22 protein-coding genes and 1 pseudogene are annotated in these 25,869 nt (G+C 39.7%); 5 read left to right on the top strand and 18 right to left on the bottom strand.

Annotation, left to right across the window (positions count from 1 at the left end):
• Positions 1-79: 79 nt before the first annotated feature.
• The 10 genes and pseudogenes from J2Y03_RS03635 to J2Y03_RS03590 all read right to left on the bottom strand — a co-directional run bounded on the left by J2Y03_RS03635 (position 80) and on the right by J2Y03_RS03590 (position 11,797).
• A complete protein-coding gene (locus tag J2Y03_RS03635) occupies positions 80-508 on the bottom strand; it encodes a Zn-ribbon domain-containing OB-fold protein (protein WP_310190726.1) in 429 nt (142 codons plus the stop codon).
• A gap of 16 nt (positions 509-524) precedes the next feature.
• Positions 525-1,697 carry a thiolase C-terminal domain-containing protein gene (locus J2Y03_RS03630; RefSeq protein ID WP_310190723.1) on the bottom strand — a complete coding sequence of 391 codons (1,173 nt, stop codon included), beginning with the start codon at positions 1,695-1,697 and terminating at the stop codon, positions 525-527.
• A gap of 120 nt (positions 1,698-1,817) precedes the next feature.
• A complete protein-coding gene (locus tag J2Y03_RS03625; protein WP_396954169.1) occupies positions 1,818-2,273 on the bottom strand; it encodes an AMP-binding enzyme in 456 nt (151 codons plus the stop codon).
• Positions 2,274-2,288: 15 nt separating this feature from the next.
• Positions 2,289-3,404, bottom strand: a pseudogene (locus J2Y03_RS03620) (AMP-binding protein); the annotation flags it as partial.
• A 494-nt stretch (positions 3,405-3,898) separates the two neighbouring features.
• The gene (locus tag J2Y03_RS03615) at positions 3,899-4,939 is read right to left on the bottom strand and encodes a quinone oxidoreductase family protein (protein ID WP_310190721.1); all 1,041 of its coding nucleotides are present in this window, start codon (positions 4,937-4,939) and stop codon (positions 3,899-3,901) included.
• Between the two features lie 361 nt (positions 4,940-5,300).
• Positions 5,301-6,887 (bottom strand): AMP-binding protein, encoded by a 1,587-nt coding sequence (locus J2Y03_RS03610; protein WP_310190720.1) that lies wholly within the window; start codon positions 6,885-6,887, stop codon positions 5,301-5,303.
• A 164-nt stretch (positions 6,888-7,051) separates the two neighbouring features.
• Positions 7,052-7,366 carry a carboxymuconolactone decarboxylase family protein gene (locus J2Y03_RS03605; protein ID WP_310190718.1) on the bottom strand — a complete coding sequence of 105 codons (315 nt, stop codon included), beginning with the start codon at positions 7,364-7,366 and terminating at the stop codon, positions 7,052-7,054.
• Between the two features lie 18 nt (positions 7,367-7,384).
• A complete protein-coding gene (locus J2Y03_RS03600) occupies positions 7,385-8,428 on the bottom strand; it encodes a zinc-dependent alcohol dehydrogenase family protein (protein WP_310190716.1) in 1,044 nt (347 codons plus the stop codon).
• A gap of 105 nt (positions 8,429-8,533) precedes the next feature.
• Entirely contained in the window at positions 8,534-10,033 is a 1,500-nt protein-coding gene (locus tag J2Y03_RS03595) for an aldehyde dehydrogenase family protein (RefSeq protein WP_310190713.1), read from the bottom strand.
• A 123-nt stretch (positions 10,034-10,156) separates the two neighbouring features.
• The gene (locus J2Y03_RS03590; RefSeq protein WP_310190711.1) at positions 10,157-11,797 is read right to left on the bottom strand and encodes a flavin-containing monooxygenase; all 1,641 of its coding nucleotides are present in this window, start codon (positions 11,795-11,797) and stop codon (positions 10,157-10,159) included.
• A 367-nt stretch (positions 11,798-12,164) separates the two neighbouring features.
• On the opposite strand from J2Y03_RS03590, the gene J2Y03_RS03585 reads away from it, so the two are divergent.
• The 3 genes from J2Y03_RS03585 to J2Y03_RS03575 all read left to right on the top strand — a co-directional run bounded on the left by J2Y03_RS03585 (position 12,165) and on the right by J2Y03_RS03575 (position 15,014).
• The gene (locus J2Y03_RS03585) at positions 12,165-12,887 is read left to right on the top strand and encodes a response regulator transcription factor (protein ID WP_310190710.1); all 723 of its coding nucleotides are present in this window, start codon (positions 12,165-12,167) and stop codon (positions 12,885-12,887) included.
• A gap of 370 nt (positions 12,888-13,257) precedes the next feature.
• Entirely contained in the window at positions 13,258-13,980 is a 723-nt protein-coding gene (locus J2Y03_RS03580) for an SDR family NAD(P)-dependent oxidoreductase (RefSeq protein WP_310190707.1), read from the top strand.
• Between the two features lie 89 nt (positions 13,981-14,069).
• Entirely contained in the window at positions 14,070-15,014 is a 945-nt protein-coding gene (locus J2Y03_RS03575) for a DMT family transporter (protein ID WP_310190706.1), read from the top strand.
• A gap of 185 nt (positions 15,015-15,199) precedes the next feature.
• Here the strand turns inward: J2Y03_RS03575 and J2Y03_RS03570 are convergent, their stop codons facing one another.
• Positions 15,200-16,156: an alpha/beta hydrolase gene (locus tag J2Y03_RS03570; protein WP_310190703.1), complete on the bottom strand. Its 957-nt coding sequence runs from the start codon at positions 16,154-16,156 to the stop codon at positions 15,200-15,202.
• A gap of 319 nt (positions 16,157-16,475) precedes the next feature.
• Here J2Y03_RS03570 and J2Y03_RS03565 point away from each other — a divergent pair, with 319 nt between their 5' ends.
• Positions 16,476-17,270 (top strand): GntR family transcriptional regulator, encoded by a 795-nt coding sequence (locus J2Y03_RS03565; RefSeq protein WP_165903085.1) that lies wholly within the window; start codon positions 16,476-16,478, stop codon positions 17,268-17,270.
• A 156-nt stretch (positions 17,271-17,426) separates the two neighbouring features.
• On the opposite strand, the gene J2Y03_RS03560 is transcribed toward J2Y03_RS03565, so the two are convergent.
• From J2Y03_RS03560 to J2Y03_RS03530, 7 genes are all read right to left on the bottom strand, one after another.
• Complete coding sequence (locus tag J2Y03_RS03560) at positions 17,427-18,407, bottom strand: 3,4-dihydroxy-2-butanone-4-phosphate synthase (RefSeq protein ID WP_132090509.1); 981 nt, start codon at positions 18,405-18,407, stop codon at positions 17,427-17,429.
• Positions 18,408-18,425: 18 nt separating this feature from the next.
• Entirely contained in the window at positions 18,426-18,968 is a 543-nt protein-coding gene (locus J2Y03_RS03555) for an NADPH-dependent FMN reductase (protein ID WP_132090506.1), read from the bottom strand.
• Positions 18,969-19,034: 66 nt separating this feature from the next.
• Positions 19,035-19,535, bottom strand: a complete 501-nt coding sequence (locus J2Y03_RS03550) for a flavin reductase family protein (RefSeq protein WP_132090504.1) — start codon at positions 19,533-19,535, stop codon at positions 19,035-19,037.
• 58 nt (positions 19,536-19,593) lie between these two features.
• Positions 19,594-20,385 (bottom strand): enoyl-CoA hydratase/isomerase family protein, encoded by a 792-nt coding sequence (locus tag J2Y03_RS03545; protein ID WP_396954168.1) that lies wholly within the window; start codon positions 20,383-20,385, stop codon positions 19,594-19,596.
• Positions 20,386-20,432: 47 nt separating this feature from the next.
• Complete coding sequence (locus J2Y03_RS03540; protein WP_310190700.1) at positions 20,433-21,203, bottom strand: 3-hydroxyacyl-CoA dehydrogenase; 771 nt, start codon at positions 21,201-21,203, stop codon at positions 20,433-20,435.
• 52 nt (positions 21,204-21,255) lie between these two features.
• The gene (locus tag J2Y03_RS03535) at positions 21,256-22,407 is read right to left on the bottom strand and encodes a thiolase family protein (RefSeq protein ID WP_310190699.1); all 1,152 of its coding nucleotides are present in this window, start codon (positions 22,405-22,407) and stop codon (positions 21,256-21,258) included.
• Between the two features lie 342 nt (positions 22,408-22,749).
• Complete coding sequence (locus J2Y03_RS03530; protein WP_310190697.1) at positions 22,750-24,510, bottom strand: sigma 54-interacting transcriptional regulator; 1,761 nt, start codon at positions 24,508-24,510, stop codon at positions 22,750-22,752.
• Between the two features lie 274 nt (positions 24,511-24,784).
• Here J2Y03_RS03530 and J2Y03_RS03525 point away from each other — a divergent pair, with 274 nt between their 5' ends.
• Complete coding sequence (locus J2Y03_RS03525; protein ID WP_310190695.1) at positions 24,785-25,837, top strand: phosphotransferase family protein; 1,053 nt, start codon at positions 24,785-24,787, stop codon at positions 25,835-25,837.
• The last annotated feature ends 32 nt before the right edge of the window (positions 25,838-25,869 follow it).

The raw sequence follows: 25,869 nt of genomic DNA, 5'->3' as shown, positions 1-25,869 counted from the left end.
GTAAATGATCCTTTTCTAAGTAGGTATTCAGGTGTCCTTAAATTTTCCGCCCTCTTTTGTGGTTTATCGCTTTTGTTGGTTACTCGTTTTGATCCAAGTTCTCGGGACGGAATTTAGGAATAGAAATTTTTTCGGACCAATCCTCAAAAACTACTTCAACTCTCATTCCCACTTTGACATTTTGAGGATCGTACTGAATTACATTACTCATCATCGTTGGTCCTTCATCAAGATCAATTAATGCAATGACATAAGGGACTTCCGACTTATATGCCTTCGATATTGCTCGATGCACGATGGTATAACTGAGTACCTTTCCCTTACCAGAAGCCCGCACCCACTTCACATTTTTACTCGAACAGTCTGTACAAATGATTCGAGGATAAAACTGGTGCCTGCCACAATCTGAGCATTGCTGAATGAGCAGTTCATGATTACGGCAACCTTGCCAATAGGGCTCGGTCTCTACGTTTATATTCGGGAAATTTTTTCCTGAATGATCGATCATATGCTCCACCCTATCTTTAGTTTATTTCTTTCCCTAGTATAAGTGTGGTATGGCTGGACATAATGCCACCTTGACCATGCACTAAACCCGCTTGTGCTCCGGACACCTGACGTTCGCCCGCTTGATGCCGCAGCTGAGAGACTGCCTCAGTCAATAAGAACATAGAACCTGGATTACCTGGATGACAGTGAGACAGCAATCCTCCGTGTGTGTTCATTGGCAAGGAACCACCTAGCTCGATGGACCCGCTCTCGACGAATGCCCCTCCTTCTCCTTTCTTACAAAAGCCCAGGTCTTCGAGCTCAATCAAAGCCGTTGGAGTGAAGCAATCGTAAAGCTGAGCGAAACCCATATCCCGGGGACCTAAACCTGCCATTTCGTATGCACGCTTTCCAGACTCGACTGCAGCCGATGTAGTGAGATTCCGTGCCTGGCTAATATGTTCGTGGCTATGAGCCTCTCCAAACCCTAATATATACACAGGTTTACTTGAAAACTCTCTAGCTCGTTCCGCAGATGTTAAAATAACGGCTGAACCCCCATCAGAAATCAGCGAGCAATCTAATAGGTGCAACGGGTCAGCAATCATACGCGAATTTAATACATCTTCTACCGTTATTAAATCCCTCATCTGGGCGTTAGGATTCAGACTTGCATGTTTGCGGCAAGCGACAGCAATTGCTGCAAATTGTTCAGGGGTTGTGCCGTACTTTTCCATATGTGCGCGGCCAATTAAGGCATATAAAGAAGGAACGGTTGGACCATATGGAACTTCAAACTGAGAATGTCCAACAGCAGCCTGCCCTGACATGGTCTGTTCCTTTGATAAACCGCTTCTTAAACTTTCTGCCATGGTTATTAGTACGGTATTGCAAACTCCTGTAGCAATAGCAGTTATTGCATGATGAAGAATAGAAAAAGTCGTTCCACCCCCCGTTGCAACATTGATGCAATAACTAGGAAATATTTGTAAGTATTCAGCCATGGCTTCCGCATGGTACTTATAAGACTCCGCCCTCGAATTGCATGTGATTAATCCATCGATTTGATCTTTACTAATGCCGGCATCGGCCATTGCACGAAGAGCCGCCTCGGCACACATCTGAGTCGAAGTCATGTGAGGTACAACCCCTACCTCAGTGTCTGCAGCACCCACGATTGCCACTTTACCCCGTAATGATGGCTTCATATCTTCCCACCTCCAATTGTTGGTTTATAAATCATTCTTGATTTCTGTAGCACCTTCTGGTTTGCCGATAAATATGCTGTGCTTTCAGAACCATTCTATCTTGAGTCTTTTTCAACTTATTCAACGCAGTACTTTATACCCAATATGTTCACGATCCCACGTGTCAGGGGTGACTCCATCCTCACGGAGCTTATACTTCTGTATCCTTTGGGACGGCGTTCTCGGGAATTCTGAAACGAATCGGACATAGCGTGGTACTGCGAAATAAGCCATTCGGGACTGACAGAAGTCAAGCAGCTCCTCTGGTTTCAAATCTTCTCCATCCTTCACGATTACTACCGCAAGTACTTCTTCTTCCGTGATTTCAGAAGGAACACCAACTGCCGCCGAGTCTAAGACCTTAGGATGTTTGTTGATTATGCGCTCGACCTCATACGATGATATATTCTCACCTCTACGTCGGATGGTATCCTTTTTTCGGTCGAGAAAGTATAGATAGCCATCTTCATCTATACGGCCACGGTCGCCAGTGTGATACCACAAGTTTTTCCACGCTTTGACTGTAGCCTCAGGCATACCATAATAACCTGAAAACATGATCCCGGGCTCCTTCGGTCTTATAACAATTTCACCCTCTACACCAGCCGGACAACGGTCATCATTGTCGTTGTGGATCTCGACCTCATATGTCGGAACAGGCAGGCCGCAGGATCCTTTTTTGAACGTATCAGCATGATTATAGGCCACAGAACCTGTCTCCGTTGAACCGTAGCCTTCATGAATCTTGACATTAAATCGTCTTCGGAATTCATCGTATATTTCCGGAGGGCATGGTGCTCCGGTCACTTGTTGAACTGGATTGTCCGCGTCTTCAGGCCGCGGCGGCTGTTTCAAAAGAATGGTCAGCATTGAGCCCATATAAGAGAATTGGGTGATTCCCTCTCTCCTGCATATGTCCCAGAATCTCGAAGCGAAAACTTGTTATGCATTTACAACCTCACAGTCCGCTATGAGAGCGGGGAGGATGGTTGTATAGCGGGCATTGACATGGAAAAGTGGAAAAACAGTGAATAACCTATCGTTCGGCCCCAATTTTCTAAATTTGCAATGTAATTCCGCCGCTCTAAAATTTGCTTGATGACATATGATAGCACCCTTAGACGGACCCGTCGTTCCCGATGTAAATAGAATGAGCGAGGGATCCGTAGGTTGGATAGATACATCCACTGGCTGATCACTTGCTGCATCCACAATTCTTGTATAAGAGTGCCAAGAGATTCGGCCAGGCGTCGGCTCATAGTCCTCTCCCACTACAATGACGTGCCTGAGATGCAGCAATTCTTCTGAGATGTCCTTTATGCAATCAACCCATTCCGATGAGATAAAAATAGCCTTGCTCTCAGCTGTATTGAGGATGTGTGTAAGGAGCTCACCGCGAAACGCCACATTAATCGGAACTTCAATTACGCCAAGTTTTGTCAGACCTAACCAGGATGCTAAAAATTCTGGGCAGGTAGGTAGCATAACCGCTGCTGTATCTCCTTTGATTAGTCCCAATTTTGCCATCACATTTGCCAGCTTGTTGCCACTTCTATTTAAATCGCCATAAGTAATATCCGCCTCCTCGAAACGAATAAACCGTGCATCTGGCTTATCGTTAGCACGATGTTCAACTATTTTTCCAAACGTTTTCAATCCGTTGTACATTTTAATCCCCTTCCTAAGTAAGCGCTTTCTCAATGGTGTTATTAAAAAATGCAAGTTACCAAGCCCACGGATTCTTATATTTTCAAAACCAACATAGGATTTCCCCTGTATATTCAACTCTTCGGTAATTCGAACTGGTGTTTAGCAGACAAACCCTATAGCCCAAATACAGCTATTCTGCACCTATAATGAGCTATTAGTAAGCAAGAAAAACTCCTGACAGATAATTAGGTTGTTAGGTCAACCTTATGTTTGTATTATAATACAGCTAGGTTTAGTTGACAATATTTTCTGATTATTTTTAATACTTTTTATCTCGTGAGCAATTGATGATTTTATGTAATATAGAACAAACTGTTTGTTTGCTTACTTATCAACCTTATAATAAGTAAGGGAACAAAAATTGTTTTGTTCCCTTACTTTGTTCAATTCAATGTCTCGAAACATGTAATTACCTAACATATCAGTGACTCATATGATTCATCTGTCCTTGTTTAACCTGGAACACGGAGAACAATTTTCCCAAAGTTTCCTCCCTGTTGCATATATGTTAAAGCTTCAGCTGCCTGATCAAGTGGATAACAACGATCAATGACTGGGTGAATGTGATAGCTCTCAAACAATTCTAGCATTTTTACAAATTCCCGTGGGCTGCCCATCTTTGTCCCTTTCACATCTAAATTTTTCATAAAAATTTTAGATAACATGAACTGCGAAACTGAGCCATTCGTTTCCCCATACGTTACAATTCGACCACCCTCTGCAACTAGATCAAATAGGATTTTAAAACCCTCCCCAGCTACACCATCAACAATTAGATCTGCAGAACCCATCATTTCCCGAAGCTCTTTTGACCAATCCGGCGATTGATAGTTCACTCCACCAACAGCTCCAAGTAGTATTGCAAGTTCGATCTTTTCTTCACTTCCAGATGTAACATACACATTTGCCCCTAATGCCACACACATTTGCAGGGTAAAAAGGGCTACCCCACTCCCAATACCAGGTATTAGCACTGTCTCCCCTTTTTGCACCTGTCCCTTCGATATCAGAGCACGGTATGCCGTTATCCCAGCTAACGATAGGACAGCAGCCTCCTCCCAAGTCAAATAATTAGGCTTTGGGTGAATATTTTCCACAGGGACAACCATGTATTGAGCAAATGTTCCGTCAACATATATCTTTTTATTTATTTCATTTTGAAATTGTTTAGGTAATCCAAAGAGATAAAAGTTAGGATCAGGTTTCTTGTCATCTACTCCCCACCCCACACCCGGATTAATTATTACATTACTGCCTACTTCAATGTCCCTTACATTTTCTCCTAATTCAACAATGGTTCCAGTACCATCTGAACCTGGAATTGCAGGTAGTTTTACTCCAGGTACACCATAGGTATTAAAAAGATCTCTCCGGTTTAATGCGGCGTAATTTAATTTAACTAGCACTTCACCTGCTTCGGGAGTCGGTGTATTCACTTCTTCATATACTAGTTTTTCCGGACCACCTGCTTCTTTCAAAACAACCGCCTTCACAATTACACCCCTCCTCTAAACACTTTCACCACATCTGAAAAAGTAATAGTTTAGAGACTTCTCAAACGCAACATACAGTTAGTTAGTATGAGCTCATAAATACGATTAGGTTATTAGGTCCACCTGATGTTTGTATATTAACACAAAAGGTACAAACTAACAATATATTCAGAATATTTTTTATCATCTGATGAATATTAGTGATATCATGAAATTTGGTTCGGTCCCGCCCCTATATGATTAGTAATTCATCCTTAGAAGCATACAAATTAAGGAAGTAATGACAAAAACTTTAAAAACCCAAGCTGTAAACTAGCTTGGGTTTCACCTATAATGATTCCCTAGAGGATTGAAATCGTTTTTAACGCAGCACTTTATACCCCACAAGTTCACGGTCCCACGTGTCAGTGGTAATCCCTTCCTCCCGTAGCTTATACTTTTCGACTTTTTCATTTGGTGTTCTTGGAAGCTGTGAAACGAACCGAATGTAGCGTGGAAGCGCGAAATGAGCCATTCGGGGCTGGCAGAAGTCTAGCAGCTCTTCAGGATTCATCTCTTCTCCATCCTTAAGCAATACCACCACCATCACTTCTTCTTCTGTGAGTTCAGACGGAACACCTATTGCGGCCGCTTCAAGGACCTTTGGATGATCGTTAATGACGCGTTCCACTTCGAACGATGAGATATTCTCCCCACGTCTGCGGATGGCATCCTTTTTCCGGTCGACAAAGTAAATATAGCCATCTTCGTCCATCCGTCCTCTGTCGCCAGTATGGAACCATAAGTTTTTCCACGCTTTGACCGTTTCCTCGGGGCTTCCATAATACCCTGAAAATATGACACCTGGCTCCTTCGGTCGTACAACAATCTCTCCCTCTACCCCTAGTGGACAAGGATGATCATTGTCGTCATGTATTTCAATTTCATAATGTGGGTTTGCTTTCCCACAAGAACCTGGGCGGAACGAATCTGCGTGATTAATCGCTGCGGTACCCAACTCCGTAGCACCGTAGCCTTCATGAATTTTGACACCAAAGCGTCTTTTGAATTCCTCGTAAATTTCCGGTGGTGCAGGAGCTCCACATGCTTGTTGAACCGGATTATCCGCATCATCAGGACGCTGCGGCTGTTTTAAGAGAATCGTTAATACGGAACCCATATAGCCAAATTGGGTGACATTCTCCTTCCTGCAGATGTCCCAGAATTTAGAAGCTGAAAAGCGGTTATGTAACACGACGTCAGCTCCGGCAACAAGCCCGGCAAGGATCTGTGTATAGCGAGCATTGATATGGAATAGCGGGAAAAAAGTGAAGATCCGATCATTAGGTGTTATCTCTCTATAGACGCATTGATGTTCAGCCAGCTTAAAATTGGCACTATGAGTGAGAATGACCCCCTTGGACGGTCCTGTCGTCCCAGATGTAAACATAATTAGGGAAGTATCACTTGGCTTGATCTCCACATCCACCTCTCGGTCACTAGCATTCGCCATAACATACTCATAGGAGTGAGTAATTAGGGGGATTGGTAATGGTTCATAACCATGGCCTACGACGATAATATGACGCAAATGGGTTAAACTCCCGCTAATTTCTCTTAATCGATCCAGCCACTGAGATGATATGACAATCGCTTGACATTCTGCTTTGTTCAGAATATAAGAAAAAAGATCTCCACGATAAGCTGTATTAATCGGCACCTCTATAATACCAAGCTTCGCCAAACCAACCCAAGCAGCTAAAAATTCAGGGCTGTTAGGCAGCATTACTGCACAAGTATCTCCCTTGCTTAGCCCTAATCCAATCATCACATTGGCCATCTTGTTGCCATTTTCATTTGACTGGCCAAATGTAAGTTCTTCCTCCTCGAAACGAATAAACCGGGCATCCGGCTTTTCTTTAGCACGATGTTCAATAATTTTTCCAAATGTTTTCAATCCACTATACATTTTCATTCTCCTCCCAAAATTTAAGAAACATAAGCATCCTAACTCCTACATTCGTACATCATAATTCCCGATGTGCAATTTGTTATGGTTCTCAATAGAAACTGAACTACTTAGAGTTCCCTTCGAGAGTTTCCTTCTATAATATATAAGGTTATTTCTATCAATCATTTTAACTGTTCTAATACCTTTAACCCTTCGATAAAAGCAGGGACTCCCGCTGACAAGGAAGCTAAAGAAATCGCTTCATAAATTTCTTTCTTTGTCGCTCCATGATTTAAAGCTCCTTGAGCATGTGACTCGAGACTAGACAGATTTCTCATGGCCGAAGAGGTGGCGACTAGTAATAATTCTTTATATTTCCTTGGTATTTCAGACTCCCGAGCCAAAATGTGACCAATGTAGTTAAATAATTTTTCGTCCATTTCAGGATCATATTCTTTGATGGTGTCACGCCAGTCTTTTGTTGTTTTTTGTTGCACCCTATTCCCCTCCTTTTTTTAAAAACGATCTACAACCGAAATCCCAATGTTTGAAAAACTGCTCATTGCTTCAAAAACATCTCCTGCTTGATCAAGTGAAATTCTTTCTGTCACTAGCTTACTTGGCTGGATGTTTAACGTATCGATGAGGTGAAGCATCGGAGTGTACCTTGAAATCGGCATGGTAACACTGCCGATAATTTGCAGCTCTTTTGTTACAATTTCATCAATTGGAACAGGAATAAAGCCCTTTTCTTCCTTCGTTGTGACCCCAATTTGAAGGTGACGGCCTCTTTTGCCTAAACTCAAAATGGCATTTTGGCAGGTTGCCGTGATGCCCAATGCATCAACAGAAACATTGGCTCCATCTTTTGTGATTTCTTTTACCGCCTCAACGGCATTTTCTTTCATCCCATTAATGGTATACACGGCCCCGAGACTTCTTGCCAGCTCTAATTTATCATCGGCAATATCCACCGCGATGACATTTGCCCCTATTGCATTTGCAATTTGAATCGCAGATAGACCTATTCCGCCACAACCATGGACAACTACCCACTCGCCTGCTTGAACTTTAATCTGATCAATCATTCCATAATAGGACGTAACAAACCGGCACCCTAATGAAGCAGCAGAGACAAAATCAATCGACTCTGGAAGCTTAACCAGATTTCCTTCTGCTTTTGGAATTAATGCAAATTCAGCAAAGCCCCCCCACTGACGGACACCTAAAGTATATTTGTTATCGCATAAGTTTTGATGGCCATTTAAGCAATATGGACAAGTGTTATCAGCTTGAATCGGAGGGACAACTACTCGGTCGCCTCTCTTAAACTGTGTTACATGACTGCCAACTTCCTCTACGATGCCAGTGAACTCATGACCTAGTACATGTGGCAGGGGAGCTCTCATTTCCATATCCCCTTTCCAAAAGTGCCAGTCACTTCTACAAACACCACTGGCCTCTACTTTGATGATGACACCATCAGGACTGAGCGTTGGGTCAGCAACATTCTGCACAGTCATTGGCCTTCCTACTTCTTCCATTAATAAAGCTTTCATTATATTTCCTCCTAATATAGATCGTCTTAGACACTTGCTAAGTAAACCTTCATCATAAAAAGGGGATAATCCCCTTTTTATAACTAGATTAACGAACTGGGAATGTTAATCTAAATTGATCCAAACATTTTTAATTTCTGTATAGGCATCAATTGCGGCAGAACCGTTTTCCCTGCCAATTCCGCTTTGTTTATAGCCTCCAAATGGGGACGCTGGATCGACTAGACTATACGTATTAACCCAAACATTCCCGGTTCTCATTGCGTGCGCCACTTTATGGGCTTTGCGAACGTCCGTTGTACAGATGCCTCCGCCTAGTCCATAGATTGATTTATTTGCCATTTCGATTACTTCCTCAACCGAATGGAAAGGAATGGCCGCAACCACTGGACCAAAAATCTCATCTTGAGCAATTGTCATATCATTTCGAACATTACCGAGCACGGTTGGTTTTACATAATACCCTTGTGTAAGACCATCTTCCGCAGCATCTCCGCCCGTGATAACCTCTGCCCCTTCACTTTTACCTATGTCAATATAATTAAGTACAGACTGTTTCTGTTTTGCAGAGATAACAGGTCCCAAAATGGTATCTGGATCAAAACCATTACCAAGCTTGTAAGTCTTAGCGTAATCTGCTAGGTCGGCAACAAAATTATCATAGATTTTTCCTTCTACGAAAAGCCTTGAACCGGCAAAACATACTTGTCCAGAGTTCATGAAAATCGCATTGGCTGCATTTTTCAATGCCACTTCGTAATCAGCATCGGCAAAAATAATGTGTGCCGATTTTCCACCAAGCTCTAATGTTACTTTCTTTATCGTTTCTGCGCAGTTTTTCATAATCTGTTTCCCAACATCCGTTGAACCAGTAAAGGCGATCTTATCTACCTCTGGATGCAAAGTTAAGGCGTTTCCTAAAGTTGTTCCAGGACCTGTTACGATATTAACAACTCCGTCAGGAAAACCAGCTTCTTGAATTAATTCACCTAAGCGTAAAGTTCCTAATGGCGTTTCTGAAGCTGGTTTAAGCACGACGGTATTTCCTGTGGAAAGTGGTGCTGCTAGTTTCATCACCGCTGACATAAATGGGCCGTTCCAAGGGTTAATGGCACCACATACCCCGATCGGTTCACGTCTTGTATAGTTAAAAACATCTCCTGGGCGTGAAGTAGGGATGGTTTCCCCTGTCAACCTTGTTGCCCATCCTGCATAGTACCGGAAGTGTGCGGCAGCATTCGGCGCCACGAATGATGAAAATTTTACGGATCGACCATTTTCCAGCGTTTCAAGGTGAGCGATTTCCTCTGCATTTTCATCCAAGAGGTCAGCTAGTTTTAAAAGTAGTTTCGCTCTTTCGTTCGGTTTTAGCTTAGGCCATGGTCCCTCTTCAAATGCTTTTCGAGCAGCATTTACGGCGCGGTCAATATCTTCCTTTCCACCTTTAGCTACCGATGTGATGACCTCCCCCGTAGCCGGATTATAAGTTTGTGATGTTTCACCAGAAAGGGCTTCCACCCACTTTCCATTTATGAGCATTTTTTTAGGTTTTGAAATGAACTCGGCTGCGTTTCTATTTAATGGAATTAACGTATTAGTTGACATAGTATAAATCCTCCTTTAACTAATCACCTTGTTATTTGTGGTTTCACAGCTGAATCCACTTTATGAAGCGTTCAATAGATTTGCTTCGATTGCTAAAAAAGATTCTATCGTTCTATGAAACTCTTAAACTGTTGTATGAGATGAAGTTTTGATTGAAAATCCTTTGTAACCATTTTCTGCCACTTCGTCGCAAATCTTTTTATAATTATTAAGTCCGCCCACATAGATTAAGAATCCTCTAGGTTTTCCTTCGATATTCGCACCTGTATACCAGGATTCTGTTTTCACATATAGCGTCGATTCTGCCATTTCGCGGCAATGTGCACTCCATCCTTTTTCGGCCTCAGAATCGGCTTCAATCGCTTCAATCAGGTTGTCTTCCATGTATTGAATACATTTAGAAATCCATTCAACATGCTGTTCAATTGCTGTTGGTACGTTCGTGATAACCGAAGGACTTTCTGGACCCGTAATCGTAAAGAAGTTCGGGAATCCGGCGTGTGCAATGCCTAAGTAGGTAGAGACGCTTGCCCCATTTTCCCATTTCTCTTTCAGTGTGATTCCATCCTTACCGATGAGATCAAACTTTATTAGGGAACCCGTCATCGCATCGTAGCCAGTTGCGAAAATAATCATATCAAGCTCATATTCACCTTTTTTCGTACGCACGCCATTTTCGGTAATCTCTTGAATTGGCTCTTCATATTTTACATCTACTAATGAAACATTCTCACGATTGAATGTTTCATAATAATAACTATCTCTTACTGGGCGTTTTGTCCCAAAGTAATAATTTGGCATTAATTTTTTCGCTGTATCTTGGTCTTTGACAACTTCACCGATTTTTTTTCGGACAAACTCAGCCACAATTTCATTCGATTTTTCATTTGTCAAAATGTCATTATAAAGTGGGAAAAATGGCAGTCCCTTTTCCCATGCCTCTTCAAATTTCTTATTCTGTGCTTCAGGTGTATCATCCAAAACCGAAAGCGGAGAGCGTTTAAACGGCTGACCTGATGGCGAGCTTAGCATATCGTTTCTTAATTGTTGTAAATTAGCTTTTAACTCATCGACATATTCTTTTTCTAACGGACGATTTCCTGCTGGAGTTGTATACTGAGGCGTCCGCTGAAAGACCGTTAAATGGTCGGCAGTTTTGGCAACCTCCGGAATTAACTGCATTCCACTTGACCCAGTTCCGATGACACCTACTCGCTTCCCAGTAAAATCTACTTTTGTATGCGGCCATCTTCCCGTGTGGTACCATTCTCCTTTAAATTCAGCTAAACCTTTAATATTCGGAACATTTGATGCAGAAAGGCAGCCAACACCAGAAATAAAGTATTTAGCAGTTACAACCGAGCCATTACTGGTTTCGATTCGCCAAATATTCTTCTCTTCGTCAAATTCAGCAGTATTGACACGAGTGTTAAATTTAATGTCTTTTCGTAAGTCTAATGTGTCAGCGACATAATTCAAGTAATCTAAAATTTCCGGCTGAGGAGCATATCTTTTTGACCATGTCCAGCCTTTGTATAGTTCTTCGGAAAAGGTAAACCCATAGTATACAGCCTCTGAGTCACAATGAGCTCCTGGGTAACGGTTCCAATACCATACACCGCCAACATTATCGGCTGTATCATATACTCGAGCGGTTAACCCCTGCTCTCTTAAACTATGAAGCATATAGAGCCCGGCAAAACCAGCACCGGTTATTACTGCATCAAAATCCGTTTTTTTATCCCTTTGTTTTTTGTTATTCATTATAGTTCCTCCATTTTTAAAAATAGATTTCTAGATTTTCCGTTGAAAGCGTGGCCATTTTTCATTACCGTAACTGAAAGCGTTGCCATTTCAGCTTTTAATCATTTTTACTATTATCACGTTTCTTATGTTGTTCAGTTCTATACGTTATAGTATATAATGACTGCTATAAGTTGGAAATTACCGAATTTAGAGTGAAATTCCTCCCCTAATAGGGTAATCATCTTTAAAGGCTATACTCCTTTTGGTGTCCTCAAACTTTAAGACTTCCTTTCTATCACTTAAAGTAGAACTGTTTTATAGTTCTAAATTTATTGACTATTTTAAATATTCACCTATATAATATTATTGAAAGGAATGATTCTTTGTGAACTCTCACTATCCCATTCAGGCTAAAATGAAGGATAAATTCATTAAAATTGAAAAGAAAGTACGAGAAATAGAAGAAATTTCGAATCACGAGGAACAATTGCAATCGATTGTAAAAACATATATCGAGATATTTCCAGTCAAAAATGCCCATCTCTATCGTTATTCACCATTAGGTTTCATTGCTGAAGGGCTGATCTGCCTTACAGAAGAAGATTCTATCAATATTAGTACGAAGCGGGACGACATTCGGGTTGCACCTGGGATCCTTTCAGCCATACAGGAAAGAAGAGCAAAATACTATACAGGTTTAGATTACATAAAACAAATGGGAACGAAATATATTTATTCGCATGAATCCGGTCTCATTGTTCCAATCACCTTTAATACTGTAGCATTAGGTTATATTGGGACGACCCATTTTAGAGAGTATCCCGTTTTTGATGAAGAACTGCTTTCTTTGTTTACACATTATGGAAAATTAGTTGGCAGAGTTATTTATTCTTCAATGAAGGAAGATGATTCAGGTCAGTTAAGCAATCGAGAATTAGAGATTATGAAGAGAATTTCATATGGGGAAACAACATCTGATATGGCTGATTCTATGGGAATAAGTGAATTAACGGTGAAACAATATGTCAAGACAGCTTTACGAAAACTAGGAGTTCAGAATCGAACACATGCGGTTTCGGAATTGTTTCGTCGGGGGATCCTCTCGTAACTTATCATTTACTAAACCTAAAAACCGTGGCATACCCTTGCCCCGGTTTTTATTATTTATCCTCTTCTCACTCATTTCTATAACCGCATGGATAACTATAGTCATCCCCTCTTTTAGTTAACATCATTATCCTTCTTTAATGCAATCCTCCCCTGTACACATTACTTATAGGGGTATCTATCCCCCTTAAAAAAGGGAATATTCGAATCTTCCAAAATAGATTACGATACATATACTAGTTTATTTTTGTTTAATAATGAAAACATTTGAAGCGCTTAAAAAAGGTCCTTCGAGGTGAATACAGACCTATTTGCATTCTGTGATAGGGATTTTATTATGTAACCTAATAGTTTTAAAGGAGGCAAAAACGATGAATTTACAAGGAATGACAGCAATTATAACCGGCGGAGCTAGCGGGATCGGATTAGCAACGGCTAAGAATTTTATAAAAAATGGAGCTAAGGTGATGATTGCAGATTTGAATCATGAGTTAGGCAAAAAAACAGCCCAACTTCTTGGTGCTCTCTTTGTTCAAACAGATGTAACAAACGAACAGGATGTGAAGCAGATGGTTCAGTATACAGTTGAAATGTTTGGGAAGCTTGATATCTTGGTTGCAAGCGCGGGAATTGGCGGTCCAGGAAATATCGTAGACCAAAGCCTTGATGTATGGAAAAAAGTAAATGATGTGAATTATACAGGTGTTTTTTTATGCAATAAATACGCAATCAAGCAAATGCAAAAACAAGGTCATGGAGGTTCCGTTATAAATCTTGCTTCTATGTTCGGGCTGGTGGCGACCCCCAGTAGTGTTGCTTATAGTGCCTCAAAAGGTGGAGTCGTAAACTTAACGCGAGCCGCTGGGACCTCGCATGCGAAAGAAAATATTCGGGTAAATGCGGTATGCCCTGGGGTAATTGAAACTCCCCTTGTCCCTGAAGAAGCCCAGAGGTTGTTTAAAGATCGGCACCCAATGGGACGATTAGGTCAGGCGTATGAAGTAGCCAATGTGATTCAATTTTTAGCAAGCGATGCCGCTTCTTTTGTTACCGGCGCAAGTATTGCAGTGGATGGTGGATATACGGCTTTATAATGGTTTTCACAAAATTATAACGTGTAATAACCATCTTCCGGATCATTTCAAGCTCTTCTTCTTCAAAATAATTGAAAATAGGTGAAAACTTGACTCATACAAAAATAAAATGGATATTATCCATTGTAATCATTATGTGGGGCAGTAATTTCGTCCTAACAAAAATACTGGTTGAGCAATTCCCTTTTTGGAGTTTATTATTTATTCGGAACCTTTTTGCAACGATTGCTTTGATTTGGTTTATTCGAAATTCCCCTTTTATTTTGCCAAGAAATAAAAGGGCTTGGGTTTATATTTTAGGTGCCTCTATTTTAGGTGTTGTTATTAATAACGCCATATTTCTAATTGGACTAAAATATTCACTACCCACGAATGCCGCACTTATTATGGGTTTAACCCCTTTGGTTACTTCGTTAATGTCGTACTTAGTCTTTAGTGTTCCTTTTAACTGGAAGCAAATCCTTGGTATTAGTCTCGGTTTTTTTGGTGTTACGCTCGTTGTATTAAAAGGGTCAATCACAAATTTAATTCATTTATCCTTTAGCATTGGTGATTTTTATATTGTTATTGCCTTATTAACTTTTAGTATAAGCTTTATCTTTATAAAAAAAGCAATTGACATGAACGTTTCACCTGAAATCATTAGTTTTTACCTCTTCGGAATTTCTTCAATCTGTTACTTCCCTTTGTCATTCTGGGAGCTAACGATGGAAGGTTGGAGTCATTTGCCTACTAGTATAATTCCCTGGTTATTGTTACTCTATCTAGGTGCTTTTCCTCTAGGAGTAGGGAATTTGCTGTGGAATCGAGGGATTAGTGTTCTCGGTCCCAGTCAATCCGCCATTTTTATGAACGGAATTCCGCTAGTTACAGCTATTGCCTCATTACTGATATTAGATGAACCTATTTTGGTGTTACAAATTATTGGTTTTCTCTTCATTGGTTCTGGGGTGTTCCTGGGATCTCAAAATAGTAAACCAGCAGCAGTAACAGTAATAAATAATGAGAAAAAGACTTCTAGTACAACATTGTGAAGCAGGGGATGGTCCTCTGCTTCATTTTCATGCTGTCCAGGGAAAAGTTAAAGCGATCATTGCTATACGGAGAACATGTCACAAGCTCCATATTCCAACTTTAATCAACGCCTTGGCGTCTCGAAAATGGGAAACCTATCTTTCGAGGATAAAAAGTCGGTTCTCCATCGGAACCAGCCCTTCTTTTATATTTTAATTTCTTTGGGCTCTGAATTTAAAGCCTTGTTTAGCGCTTGAACATATCTGTTTACCGCTTGTTGACCTATTTCTGTCTGAGGATTCAACATTTCAAACCCATGGTAAGCCCCCGGATATAAATTGAATTCAACTGGTACACCCGCCCGCGCCAATTGTGCGACATATTCGAGTGTTTCATCGCGGAATGGGTCCAGTTGGCCCACACATGTGTATGTTGGCGGGAGACCAGAAAGATTTTTTGCTCGTGCCGGTGCGGCATACGGAGAAATTTCTTCATTTATATGGTCCCCGAGATACATTCTCCATGCTGCTAAGTTATTGCCACGGTTCCATACAGCACGTTCGTCTGTAATTTCGTAACTAGATGGTGTGATATTTCGATCATCAATCATCGGGTAAAGCGGCATCTGAAACGCAATTGCCGGACCTCCTCGATCACGAGCCAACAAAGACAACGCAGCTGTTAACCCTCCACCCGCACTTTGTCCTGCTACCGCAATCCGTTCATCATCGATGTTTAACTCTTCCACGTTGTTTTTCATCCATACTAAAACCGCATAACAATCTTCAAGTGGTGCAGGATATGGATGCTCCGGAGCCAAACGATAATCAACAGAAACAACGACACAATTTGCAGTCTCTACAATCGATTGGCATGTCGTATCATTGTTGTCAGGGCTGCCGATGACATACCCACCGCCATGGATAAACAACAAAGCTCCCAGCCTCGATTGATCTCGCTTTACCGGTTCATATATACGAACCATCATTGGCTGCGCCTCTCCACCTGGAACGGTCCTTTCTGTGATTTTCACCTGTTCTGACCTTTCAATTGGAGCGGCTTGTGCCTGCCTGGCTACCATCAAACCTTCGGGAAGTTTAATGGGTGGAAAAACCGAAATAATTTCTTTTAATTCAGGTCTCACTCTGCTCATAAAATCCATTTAAGGAACCCCCTTCATGACTACTTACTATTTCTTTCATTCTCGTATACTCAAAAAAACAGTATCCTTGTGCATGATGTTCCATTGTTAAACGCTATTTTTTGAATTTTAGCAAGAATATTAAAATATATTTTAACGAGAATTTTAAAATAAAGAAATTCCCTATTTTAGGGTATCTTCCTTAACCAAAATGGATGAGATGATTAAAATAAATTCTATTGTTTTAATCATTTATAATATTTAAAATATAGATAAAGGTCTGGATAATATATTACGTTAATTTTTAAATAAGAATCTATATAGATGGATGAGTGATAATATGTTAGATGAAAAAAGTATAATCCCACTTTATTATCAATTAAAAGAAATCTTAAAAGAAAAAATAAAGGATGGTTCTTGGAAAGAAGGTGACATGGTGCCTTCTGAGAGAGAACTTATGGAAATGTACAGCACTAGTCGTGCAACAGCAAGAAAAGCATTGGATGACCTAATGATTGAAGGACTTATCGACAGAAAACAAGGGATCGGGACATTTGTCTCACCAAAAAAGGTTTTGCAGGATTTAACCGGAGAAATAGCCTTTGCCAGTCAAATTGGTGAACAGGGTCTGCACCCAAGTGTTAATGTCATTGAAGCAGGCATTGAAAAAAATGTACCTAATCATATTTTTAATCTTTTTAACCTTGATTCATCAGAAAGCTTTTTTAAGATTTGTGCTGTAGCCTGCGCTAACGATGACCCACTCATTTTAGGTATAAGTTACATTCCTTTAAAATTCGCACCAAATATAGAAAAAAATAATTTTGAAAAAACAGTATTTTTCGAGCACTTAGAGAATGATCATCACATCCATTTCACCCATTCAATATTAGAAATCGAACCAGTCTTATTAGATGCTTTTCATGCCCAATATCTAAAATCAACAGCTGGAAAACCTGCATTATCCGTTGAAAGACAGTACTATGTTGAAAAAAAACTTGTATTAGTGGAAAAAAGAGTGGTGCTTGGTGAAAGGACCAAATATATGTTTTCACTAAAACACGGCGCAGATAAAGACAAAGATTATTCTTTTCAAGTGAAGATTGATAAAGAGTATGGGGGAACGGAGGGATAACCTTCCATTCTCTCTTTTTTCAATACATTCTCTTTCTTAAGGTATCCAGTTAACCTTCGTAAATTTGAAGCTATCTAATCATAATTAACAAGAAAACGCCTAATTTTGTAGGCGCTGCATTATAGTCTCCTTGATACTGAAGACTGTCCATTATTCTTATACAAATAAATTAAATCTTTTTTTGACCGATTTAATATCCTTGTTTATTTGAGAGACCAAGTTAGAAATACTAGGAAAGGAGATTTCATCTCTTAGGTAAAAACATACTTTGACCTCAATATTTTTCCAATATAGATCTTGGTCGAAATCCAGGATATGGACCTCATAATGAATGGATTCTCCATTTTCATTAAATGTTGGTCTTGATCCAACATTCATAACGCCAGTAAATTCTTGACCGTCAATATAAACCTTCACTCCATAAACCCCTTTAAACAAATCTACAATTTGTTTTTGCGGATTAAGATTTGCTGTAGGGAAACCGATACCTCTGCCAAGCTTTCTCCCATTTATAACCATCGCATGAAATGAACATATTTCTTGGTCTTTTGTCATTTTAAGTACTTCACTCATTTGTATAATAGGTAAATCATATACCCTTGAAACCTCTTCAACCTCTGCCTCACTTGCTACATCCCCATTTATATTTAAAATTTCTGACATATATCCAATATGAATATTTGATACCAACTTTGTCAGATGAATAACCGCTTCCGTTAGATCAACACGGTCCAATAAATCTCTTTCTTTACTTATTAAGGGAAAAATATGGCCTGGCCTTTTGAAATCATTTGCTTCAACCTCAGCAAAAGTCAATGCTTTAATTGTATCCGATCGTTCAAAGCTGGATATTCCAGTTGTTGTGTCTTTAAAATCAATTGAAACAGCGAACGGTTTAGTATCATCCATGTTATCATCCATTTTTGGGATATCTAGTTGTTTAGCTCTTTCCTCGGTAATACAAGCATAAACCAACCCTCTGCCGATTTTTGTCATCAAATTAACTTTTTCCCCATTTACGTACTCACCTAAACCAACTATGAATCCCATGTGTGTTTTAATATCATCATACATGATTATTAATCCGCCATCTTTTAATTGGCTTACCGGAAGTTTAACCGCCGACAACACATTCATACTCCACCATCCACTTTCTTATTTAGAGTAAATTAATTTATCGTGCATGTAGACAATCTGATGAGAAAGCTCTCTAATCTTTTTCAATAGTTCCGCATCTTCGATTTCATTAGTAGCACTAAAATGTTCATTATGTGCAAATACGAAACTGGGGGTCACATAGGCATTTAGGTAGCTTGCGATTGGCTTTAATTGATTTTCAATCACAAGATAATGCTGGTGGTTCCCTCCTGTAGCAACGAACCCCATTACCTTATTTTTAAATTCAACTGGAGGCACCAAATCAATCAAATTTTTTAATGTCCCGGTAAAGGACCCCTGGAAAATAGGGGTCCCAATCACATAGGAATCAGCAGAGGATATTAAATTAATCGCTTTTTTCGTATCACCTGTATACTCTACGGGTGGACGGCCATCACAAAATTGAACATTAAACTGCTTAAGGTCTAGTATTTCTGTTTCTGCTTCAGGGTTTAGTATTTTTATTTCTTCTATTACCTTCTTGATAACAATTGATGTCTTAGACCCAGTTATCGTTCCCGAAATCCCTAATATTTTCATACATCACTACTCCCCTAGTTTGAGATTTTTGGCACCTATTCATGTTTTAGGTGACTAAGCTAATCTCTATTTCTCAGGCCAATTGGCTGGAATCGGAGCTATATTTCTATTGTAGTATAGTAATGGATTCTTATCTGCTTTCTTTAATTCAATTATTTCACCAAGCAGGATGACATGGTCCCCTGCATCGATTTGTTGAATCATTTTACACTCTAGTGTTCCTAATGAATCTGTAATTACCGGCAGACCATTCTCAGAAACCTTCCAATTTACCTTTGAAAAACGATCCGCTTCTTTTCCGGCAAATGCCCAACACGCATCAATTTGATCAGTTGCTAATGTGTGTACTGCAAACCCCTCTGCCTCCATAAATGCATTTAAAGAGGAGACTTTTTTATCAATACTCCATAGTACAATAAGGGGATCAAGCGAGACAGAAGCAAAAGAATTGACTGTTAGTCCAGCTGGTGTTCCTTCTGCATCCATCGTTGTTACGATCGTTACCCCTGTCGGATATTCACCCATGATTTGCTTAAATATATTTACTTTATTAATAGTTTCAGTCATTTTATATCACCTTTCCTGTTGTTTTTTTAGTAAAGATTTTATCTTAAAAATCACACTTCTATTTATGTGTAAATTTGGCAGGACGCTTTTCAATAAACGCTTGAACTCCCTCGCGAACATCCTCTGTACTAAAAATATCTACAAAAAGATTTAATTCAAGTTCAAGGGCTGATTCTAAAGATTGATCCGCTCCCTCATTCACTGCCTTCTTGATTCGGCTTAAGGCTTGCAACGACTGCCCAGCAATTTTTTGGGCCATAGATTTTGCCGCTGCCATGCCTTCTCCCTTCGGTACAACTTTGTTCACTAGTCCAATACTCAAGGATTCATTTGCTGAGATTGCTTCTCCTAAAAACATGATTTCCTTTGCTTTTGCAAGTCCAACCAGTTTAGGCAGCCTCTGGGTACCTCCGGCTCCAGGGAATAAACCTAAATTCACCTCTGGTAAACCAAGCTTTGCATGTTCTTCTGCAATCCGAATATCGCAAGCCAATGCTAATTCGCAGCCTCCGCCAAATGTAAAGCCGTTTAACATAGCAATGGTGGGCTGTTGAATTTCTTCAATCAAATTGAGGACTTCGTGATTCGCCTTCGCAATCTTTCTTACCTCTTCTTTCCCTAATTGAATCCAACTTGGAAATTCCTTGATATCAGCTCCGGCCATAAATGCCCGATCTCCATTCCCTGTTAGAATGACCGCAATAACCTCTGGATCCTCTTTTATCTGAAGGAAAACATCTTTTATCGCTTGAGCTACACGAGTGCTTAATACATTCATTGGTGGATTATCAATTGTTACCGTAGCAACACCATCTTGTTTTGTAAATTGAACGAGTTGACTCATTCTGATTCCCCTTTCCTTCATCATTTAATCAAATCTATCATCTTACTATTATCTCACTTAGGCTGCATCCGAATGGCACCATCCAACCGGATTACCTCTCCATTTAGCATTGGGTTTTCGATGACGCTTTGGGCAAGCTGCGCATATTCAGCTGGGTATCCAAGACGGGATGGGAACGGGACCATAGCTCCTAGTGCATCTCTTGCTTTTTCTGGAAGCGTATCAAATAACGGTGTTTGGATAAGACCTGGTGCGATCGTCATTACCCTGATTCCATATCGAGCTAACTCCCTTGCGATTGGCAGCGTCATAGCTACGACTCCACCTTTTGAAGCACTATAAGCAACCTGACCGATTTGTCCTTCAAAAGCAGCAACAGAAGCCGTATTAATAATTACCCCGCGCTCACCTTCACTATTCGGTTCATTGTTCACCATTTTCTCAGCTGCTAATCGAGTAACATTGAACGTACCAACCAAATTAACCTGGATAATTTGGTTATAACCAGCAAGATCATGAACACCATCACGACCCAATATTTTTTTAGCCGGTCCAATACCTGCACAATTCACCACTGTATTGATTTGACCAAACTTTTCAACTGCCTGTGATAACGCTTGTGAAACTTCTTCTTCATTTGAAACATCTGCTTTTGTAAATAGGACATTATCTGATCCTAATTTTTCAATAATATCTGCTCCTCTTTCCTCTGATAAATCAATAATGACCGCTTTTCCACCGTTTTCAACAATTCGTGTTACGGTTGCTTCTCCTAAACCAGAGCTTCCGCCTGTTACCACTGCAATTACTTCATTCATTTTCATAAATAAGTCCTCCTTTAAAAATTTTATTCTTTCCATTAATCAAGTCTTTCTGTTACTCAATTCTTTCAAGAATGGTTGCATTAGCCATTCCGTTTCCTTCGCAAATCGTTTGAAGACCAAACTTACTACCTGTTCTCTCCATCTCATGGATAAGGGTTATCATCACTCTGGTTCCACTTGCACCTAATGGATGGCCGAGTGCAATCGCCCCTCCATTTGGATTCAGCTTAGATGGATCCACTTTAATTTCTTCTAGCCAAGCCATTGGGACAGGAGCAAACGCTTCATTTACTTCAAAAATATCAATATCGGATACTTCCAATTTTGCCTTCTTAAGTACTTGTCTCGTTGCTTCTATCGGACCCGTTAACATTAAGGTTGGATCGGAGCCAACTACAGTGCGGGCTAAAACTTTAAAACGGGGCCGAAGACCCAATTCTAACGCCTTTTCTCTTGACATTAGCAGTAATGCTGAAGCCCCGTCACTCATTTGACTGGCATTTCCTGCACTAATGACTCCGTTTTCAATAAAAGCGGGTTTTAAATTTCCAAGCTTTTCAATTGTAGTATCTTTACGTGGACCTTCATCATGTGAAATCACTTGCTTTGTCCCGTCTTCTAATGTCACTTCAATTGGCATGATTTCTCGATCAAACCGACCTTCTTCTTGAGCTTTTATCGCTTTTTTGTGACTTTCTAATGCAAATTCATCGGCCTGTCCGCGGGTAATTCCCCATTTCTTGGCAATTCGCTCTGCTGACAATCCTTGATGAATGATTTCGTGTTGAGAGGTAAGCTTTTCACTCCATGAAGTTCCTGTAAAATTTGACATCATTGGAACTCGTGTCATGCTTTCAACCCCACCTGCAATCACGATATCCATATCACCGCTTAAAATCGCCTGGGCCGCAAAATGGACAGCCTGTTGACTAGACCCACATTGGCGATCGATGGTCGTCCCAGGTACATGTATTGGGAATCCAGCAGTAAGTGCAGCTGTACGAGCGATGTTTACTCCCTGCTCTCCCACTTGGGTGACACAACCTAAAATAACATCCTCAATTAAATCGGGAGACACTCCCGCTCGGTTCACCAGTTCTCTTAACACTTCAGCTGCCAAATCATCAGGACGAATATTACCCAACACACCTTTTCTTTTTCCAACAGGGGTTCTAACCGCTTCCACTATCACTACTTCACGCATACTTTTCCTCCTTCAACAAATTAAATGACAAGATTCCTATTTTCAAAATTAAAATATCTAAGCCGTCACTTCTTATAATGCAAATTCTGTGCCAGCTTTTTAGTTTAATCCAATTTTTCAAACAAAAATTACTTATCCTTTGATATAACACTCTTCAAACTAGTAATGAAGGAGAATGGAAAAAGTAAAAATCTGAAACAAGCGGTGAGCAAATGTAGGAAAAATAGTAACAGATTGATCTTTGTGTTTGAAAATCAAACAGTTGCTAGATTGGCATGTATTGGGGACAAAAAAAAAGCACTCACAAGTGCTTTTTTTTAGAGAATTTATGGGGAACAAATATTAAGGCAATTTTATATCATCGTATTTTTTTAGCTTATCATATAGCACTGAACGACTAATGCCTAATAGTTTGCATGCTTGACTTTTGTTCCCATCTGATTTCCTTAGAGCTACTTTTATCGCCATCTCTTCGGCCTTTTCTAGCAATGTTTTATCACAGTTTTCATTCTCTTCTTCTAAAAATATACTCATCCCGATTTTCTTTAGTAAATAATCAGGTAAATCTTCTAAGGAGATCATTCCATTTTCCGCAAAAACCATTGCTCGTTCAAATACATTGCGGAGTTCACGAATATTACCCGGCCAATCATATTCCATTAAAGCTTGTTCTACTAATGGATCCCAACCAATAATACTTGTGCCATTTTGTTTATTTAATTCACTAATAAATGCATGACTTAACATTACAATATCTTCTTTTCTTTTTCGCAGAGGAGGAATCTCAATCGATATGACATTTAGCCGATAAAATAAATCTTCTCTGAATGTTCCTGCTTCAACCATTTCTTCTAATTTTTGATGGGTTGCTGTAATAATTCGAACATCGACGGATACTCTATTTGTCCCACCAACACGGTAAAACTCTCTTTCTTGTAACACACGAAGTAACTTTGCCTGAAGCTGATGAGACATATCTCCAACTTCATCCAGGAAAAGGGTTCCTCCATGCGCCATTTCAAATTTTCCGGCTTTCCCTTTTTGTTTTGCACCTGTAAAAGCTCCTTCGTCATATCCGAAAAATTCTGACTCTAATAAATGCTCAGGTATCGCTGCACAGTTTACAGTAATGAACGGGCCATTTTTCCGATTGCTGGCACTGTGAATCGCGTGGGCAAATAGTTCTTTTCCTGTACCACTTTCACCGCGAATCATAATCGTTGTTTTCCCTTTTGCCGCTTTCATCCCGCTTCGAAACAATTTTTCCATTTGAGAATTGTGGGAGAGAATCTCATTAAAGGTAAATCGTGATGCTTCAGCATTCTTGGCTGCAAAATCATTTTGTTTTTCCAATTTTTCATAACTTCTAAATCTCTCACGAACCTCTTGAAGCTGACGATAAACAATTTTTCCGATAGCACCGATGATTTTATCATCTTGGTACACAGGAATTCGATGAACAATATAGTTGATTCCTTTAATTTCCATAAAATCACTTATTTCCGCAATCCCTGTTTTAAATACTTTTGTTAATTCAAAATGAGGAAAAATAGAGTCAATGGGAACTTCTTCGATTTCTTTTGGGTTAAGATCAAAAAGCTCTATTAAGGAAGGGCTTACAAAAGTGATGTTTCCTTTTTCATTTACCATGACAAAGCCATCGTATGAGTTCTCAATCACTGTTTGAAGCAGGCTTTTCCATTTTAATTGCTCTGTAAGCAGTTGTGTCTTCTGAAGATAGCTTTTGACAGCATCCGCTTTATCTATGACCCCAATCGGCTTTCCAGTTTTATCTACAACAAAACCAGTACCCACTTCACTTACTGCAATCTGTTTTTCCAATTCTTTCACAGAAATGTCTTCGGAAATAGTACCGATATCTTTTTTAATAAATTTCCCGATGGCTGTTTCCATTTCTTTATTTAATAAAAGCTGTTGATATAAAACACTTCGAGTAAAAACGCCAATGAGTTTTTCTGACGTATCAACTACCGGTAATGTGTTCAACCTATATTTATTCATAAGGAAGATGGCGTCATGCAGGGTTTGATTTGGTTGTAAATATTCTTGTATTGGGGTCATAAGGTTTCTAACGTTTTCCAAATCATTCATCTCCTTCTTCATCCATATGTATTTTCCTAAAGTATCTGTTGAAAATGGGGAATAGTCAAGATAAAAACACTTCAACATCCTAAACTGTTTGATATTGCAACACACTAAATAGGACTTTGTCTGAAAAGTAATCAACGGAAGGTTAGGATGGTACCATCCCAATTCCATATCAATCCCGTAGATAACGTTTATATTCCAAAATTTAAAGATTGGCATGGTTTTTGCATAGATTTATATAAAGTAAGGTTTTATAGGAGGTTAAACAATGTTAACACAAAAAATTAATGTTTCGGCTCAATCAGAAAGTGAAATTAACTGGACGGAGTTTGAAACGTATTTAAGGAGTCAAATCCAGCTTGATGCTGCGCCAATGGAAGTCAAACAATTTTCAGAAGGATATTCAAACTTAACATTTCTTATTAAAATTGGGAAATGGGAATCGGTCATGAGACGGCCTCCTTTTGGAAAAATCCCGCCTAAAGCTCATGATGTTGAAAGGGAGTATCGTTTGCTAAAGAAAATCAACCCAGTTTTCCCGCTTGCTCCAAAACCATACTTTTGTATGCACAATCCTGCAATTATGGATAAACCTTTTTATGTAATGGAGAAAAAAAATGGGGTAGTTCTTGACGATACAATCCCTACTGGATATAGTGCGATACCAAATATTAAAAAAACCATTTCTGAATCGACCGTTGATACATTGGTTCAGCTTCACGAAATTGATTATCAAAAAGCTGGATTGCAAGATATGGGGAAACCAGATGGCTATTTAGAAAGACAAGTACATGGATGGATTAAACGATATCACAATTGTAAAACCGATGAAATTAACGTTTATCCTGCTATCGAAAAGTGGATTATGGCAAATATCCCACATTCACCAAGCCCAACCATCGTCCACAATGATTACAAGCTTAATAATATGATGCTTTCGACAACCAATCCAGGAAGAATTGTTGGGGTCTTTGACTGGGAATTGTCTACGATTGGGGATCCTCTGACTGATTTAGCATCTGCAATTGCTTATTGGAAAGATGAAAATGACCCATTTACAGCCATTAATTCTGTAACAACATTAGGCGGATTTATTTCTAGAGAAGAGTTTATCGAGCGGTATGCTAAGCAAAGTAATAGAGATCTTTCTAATTTTCCTTTTTACTTAGCTTTCGCCTATTTTAAAATTGCAGTCATTTTACAGCAGATCTATTACAGATGGATGGAAGGGCTTCTTGCAGATGATCGATTTAGTACTTTAAATGTGGGCATTAATAATTTAATGTCATTATCTCATGATGTTATATATTTGAATAATTAATTAGAGATGTTAGTGCGTACATCTTTAGTTAT

It is taken from the genome of Neobacillus niacini (assembly GCF_031457145.1).
GTDB lineage: Bacteria > Bacillota > Bacilli > Bacillales > Cytobacillaceae > Neobacillus > Neobacillus niacini_J.
Note: the sequence above shows the minus strand (reverse complement) of the source record. Positions and strands in the feature narration are given on the sequence as shown.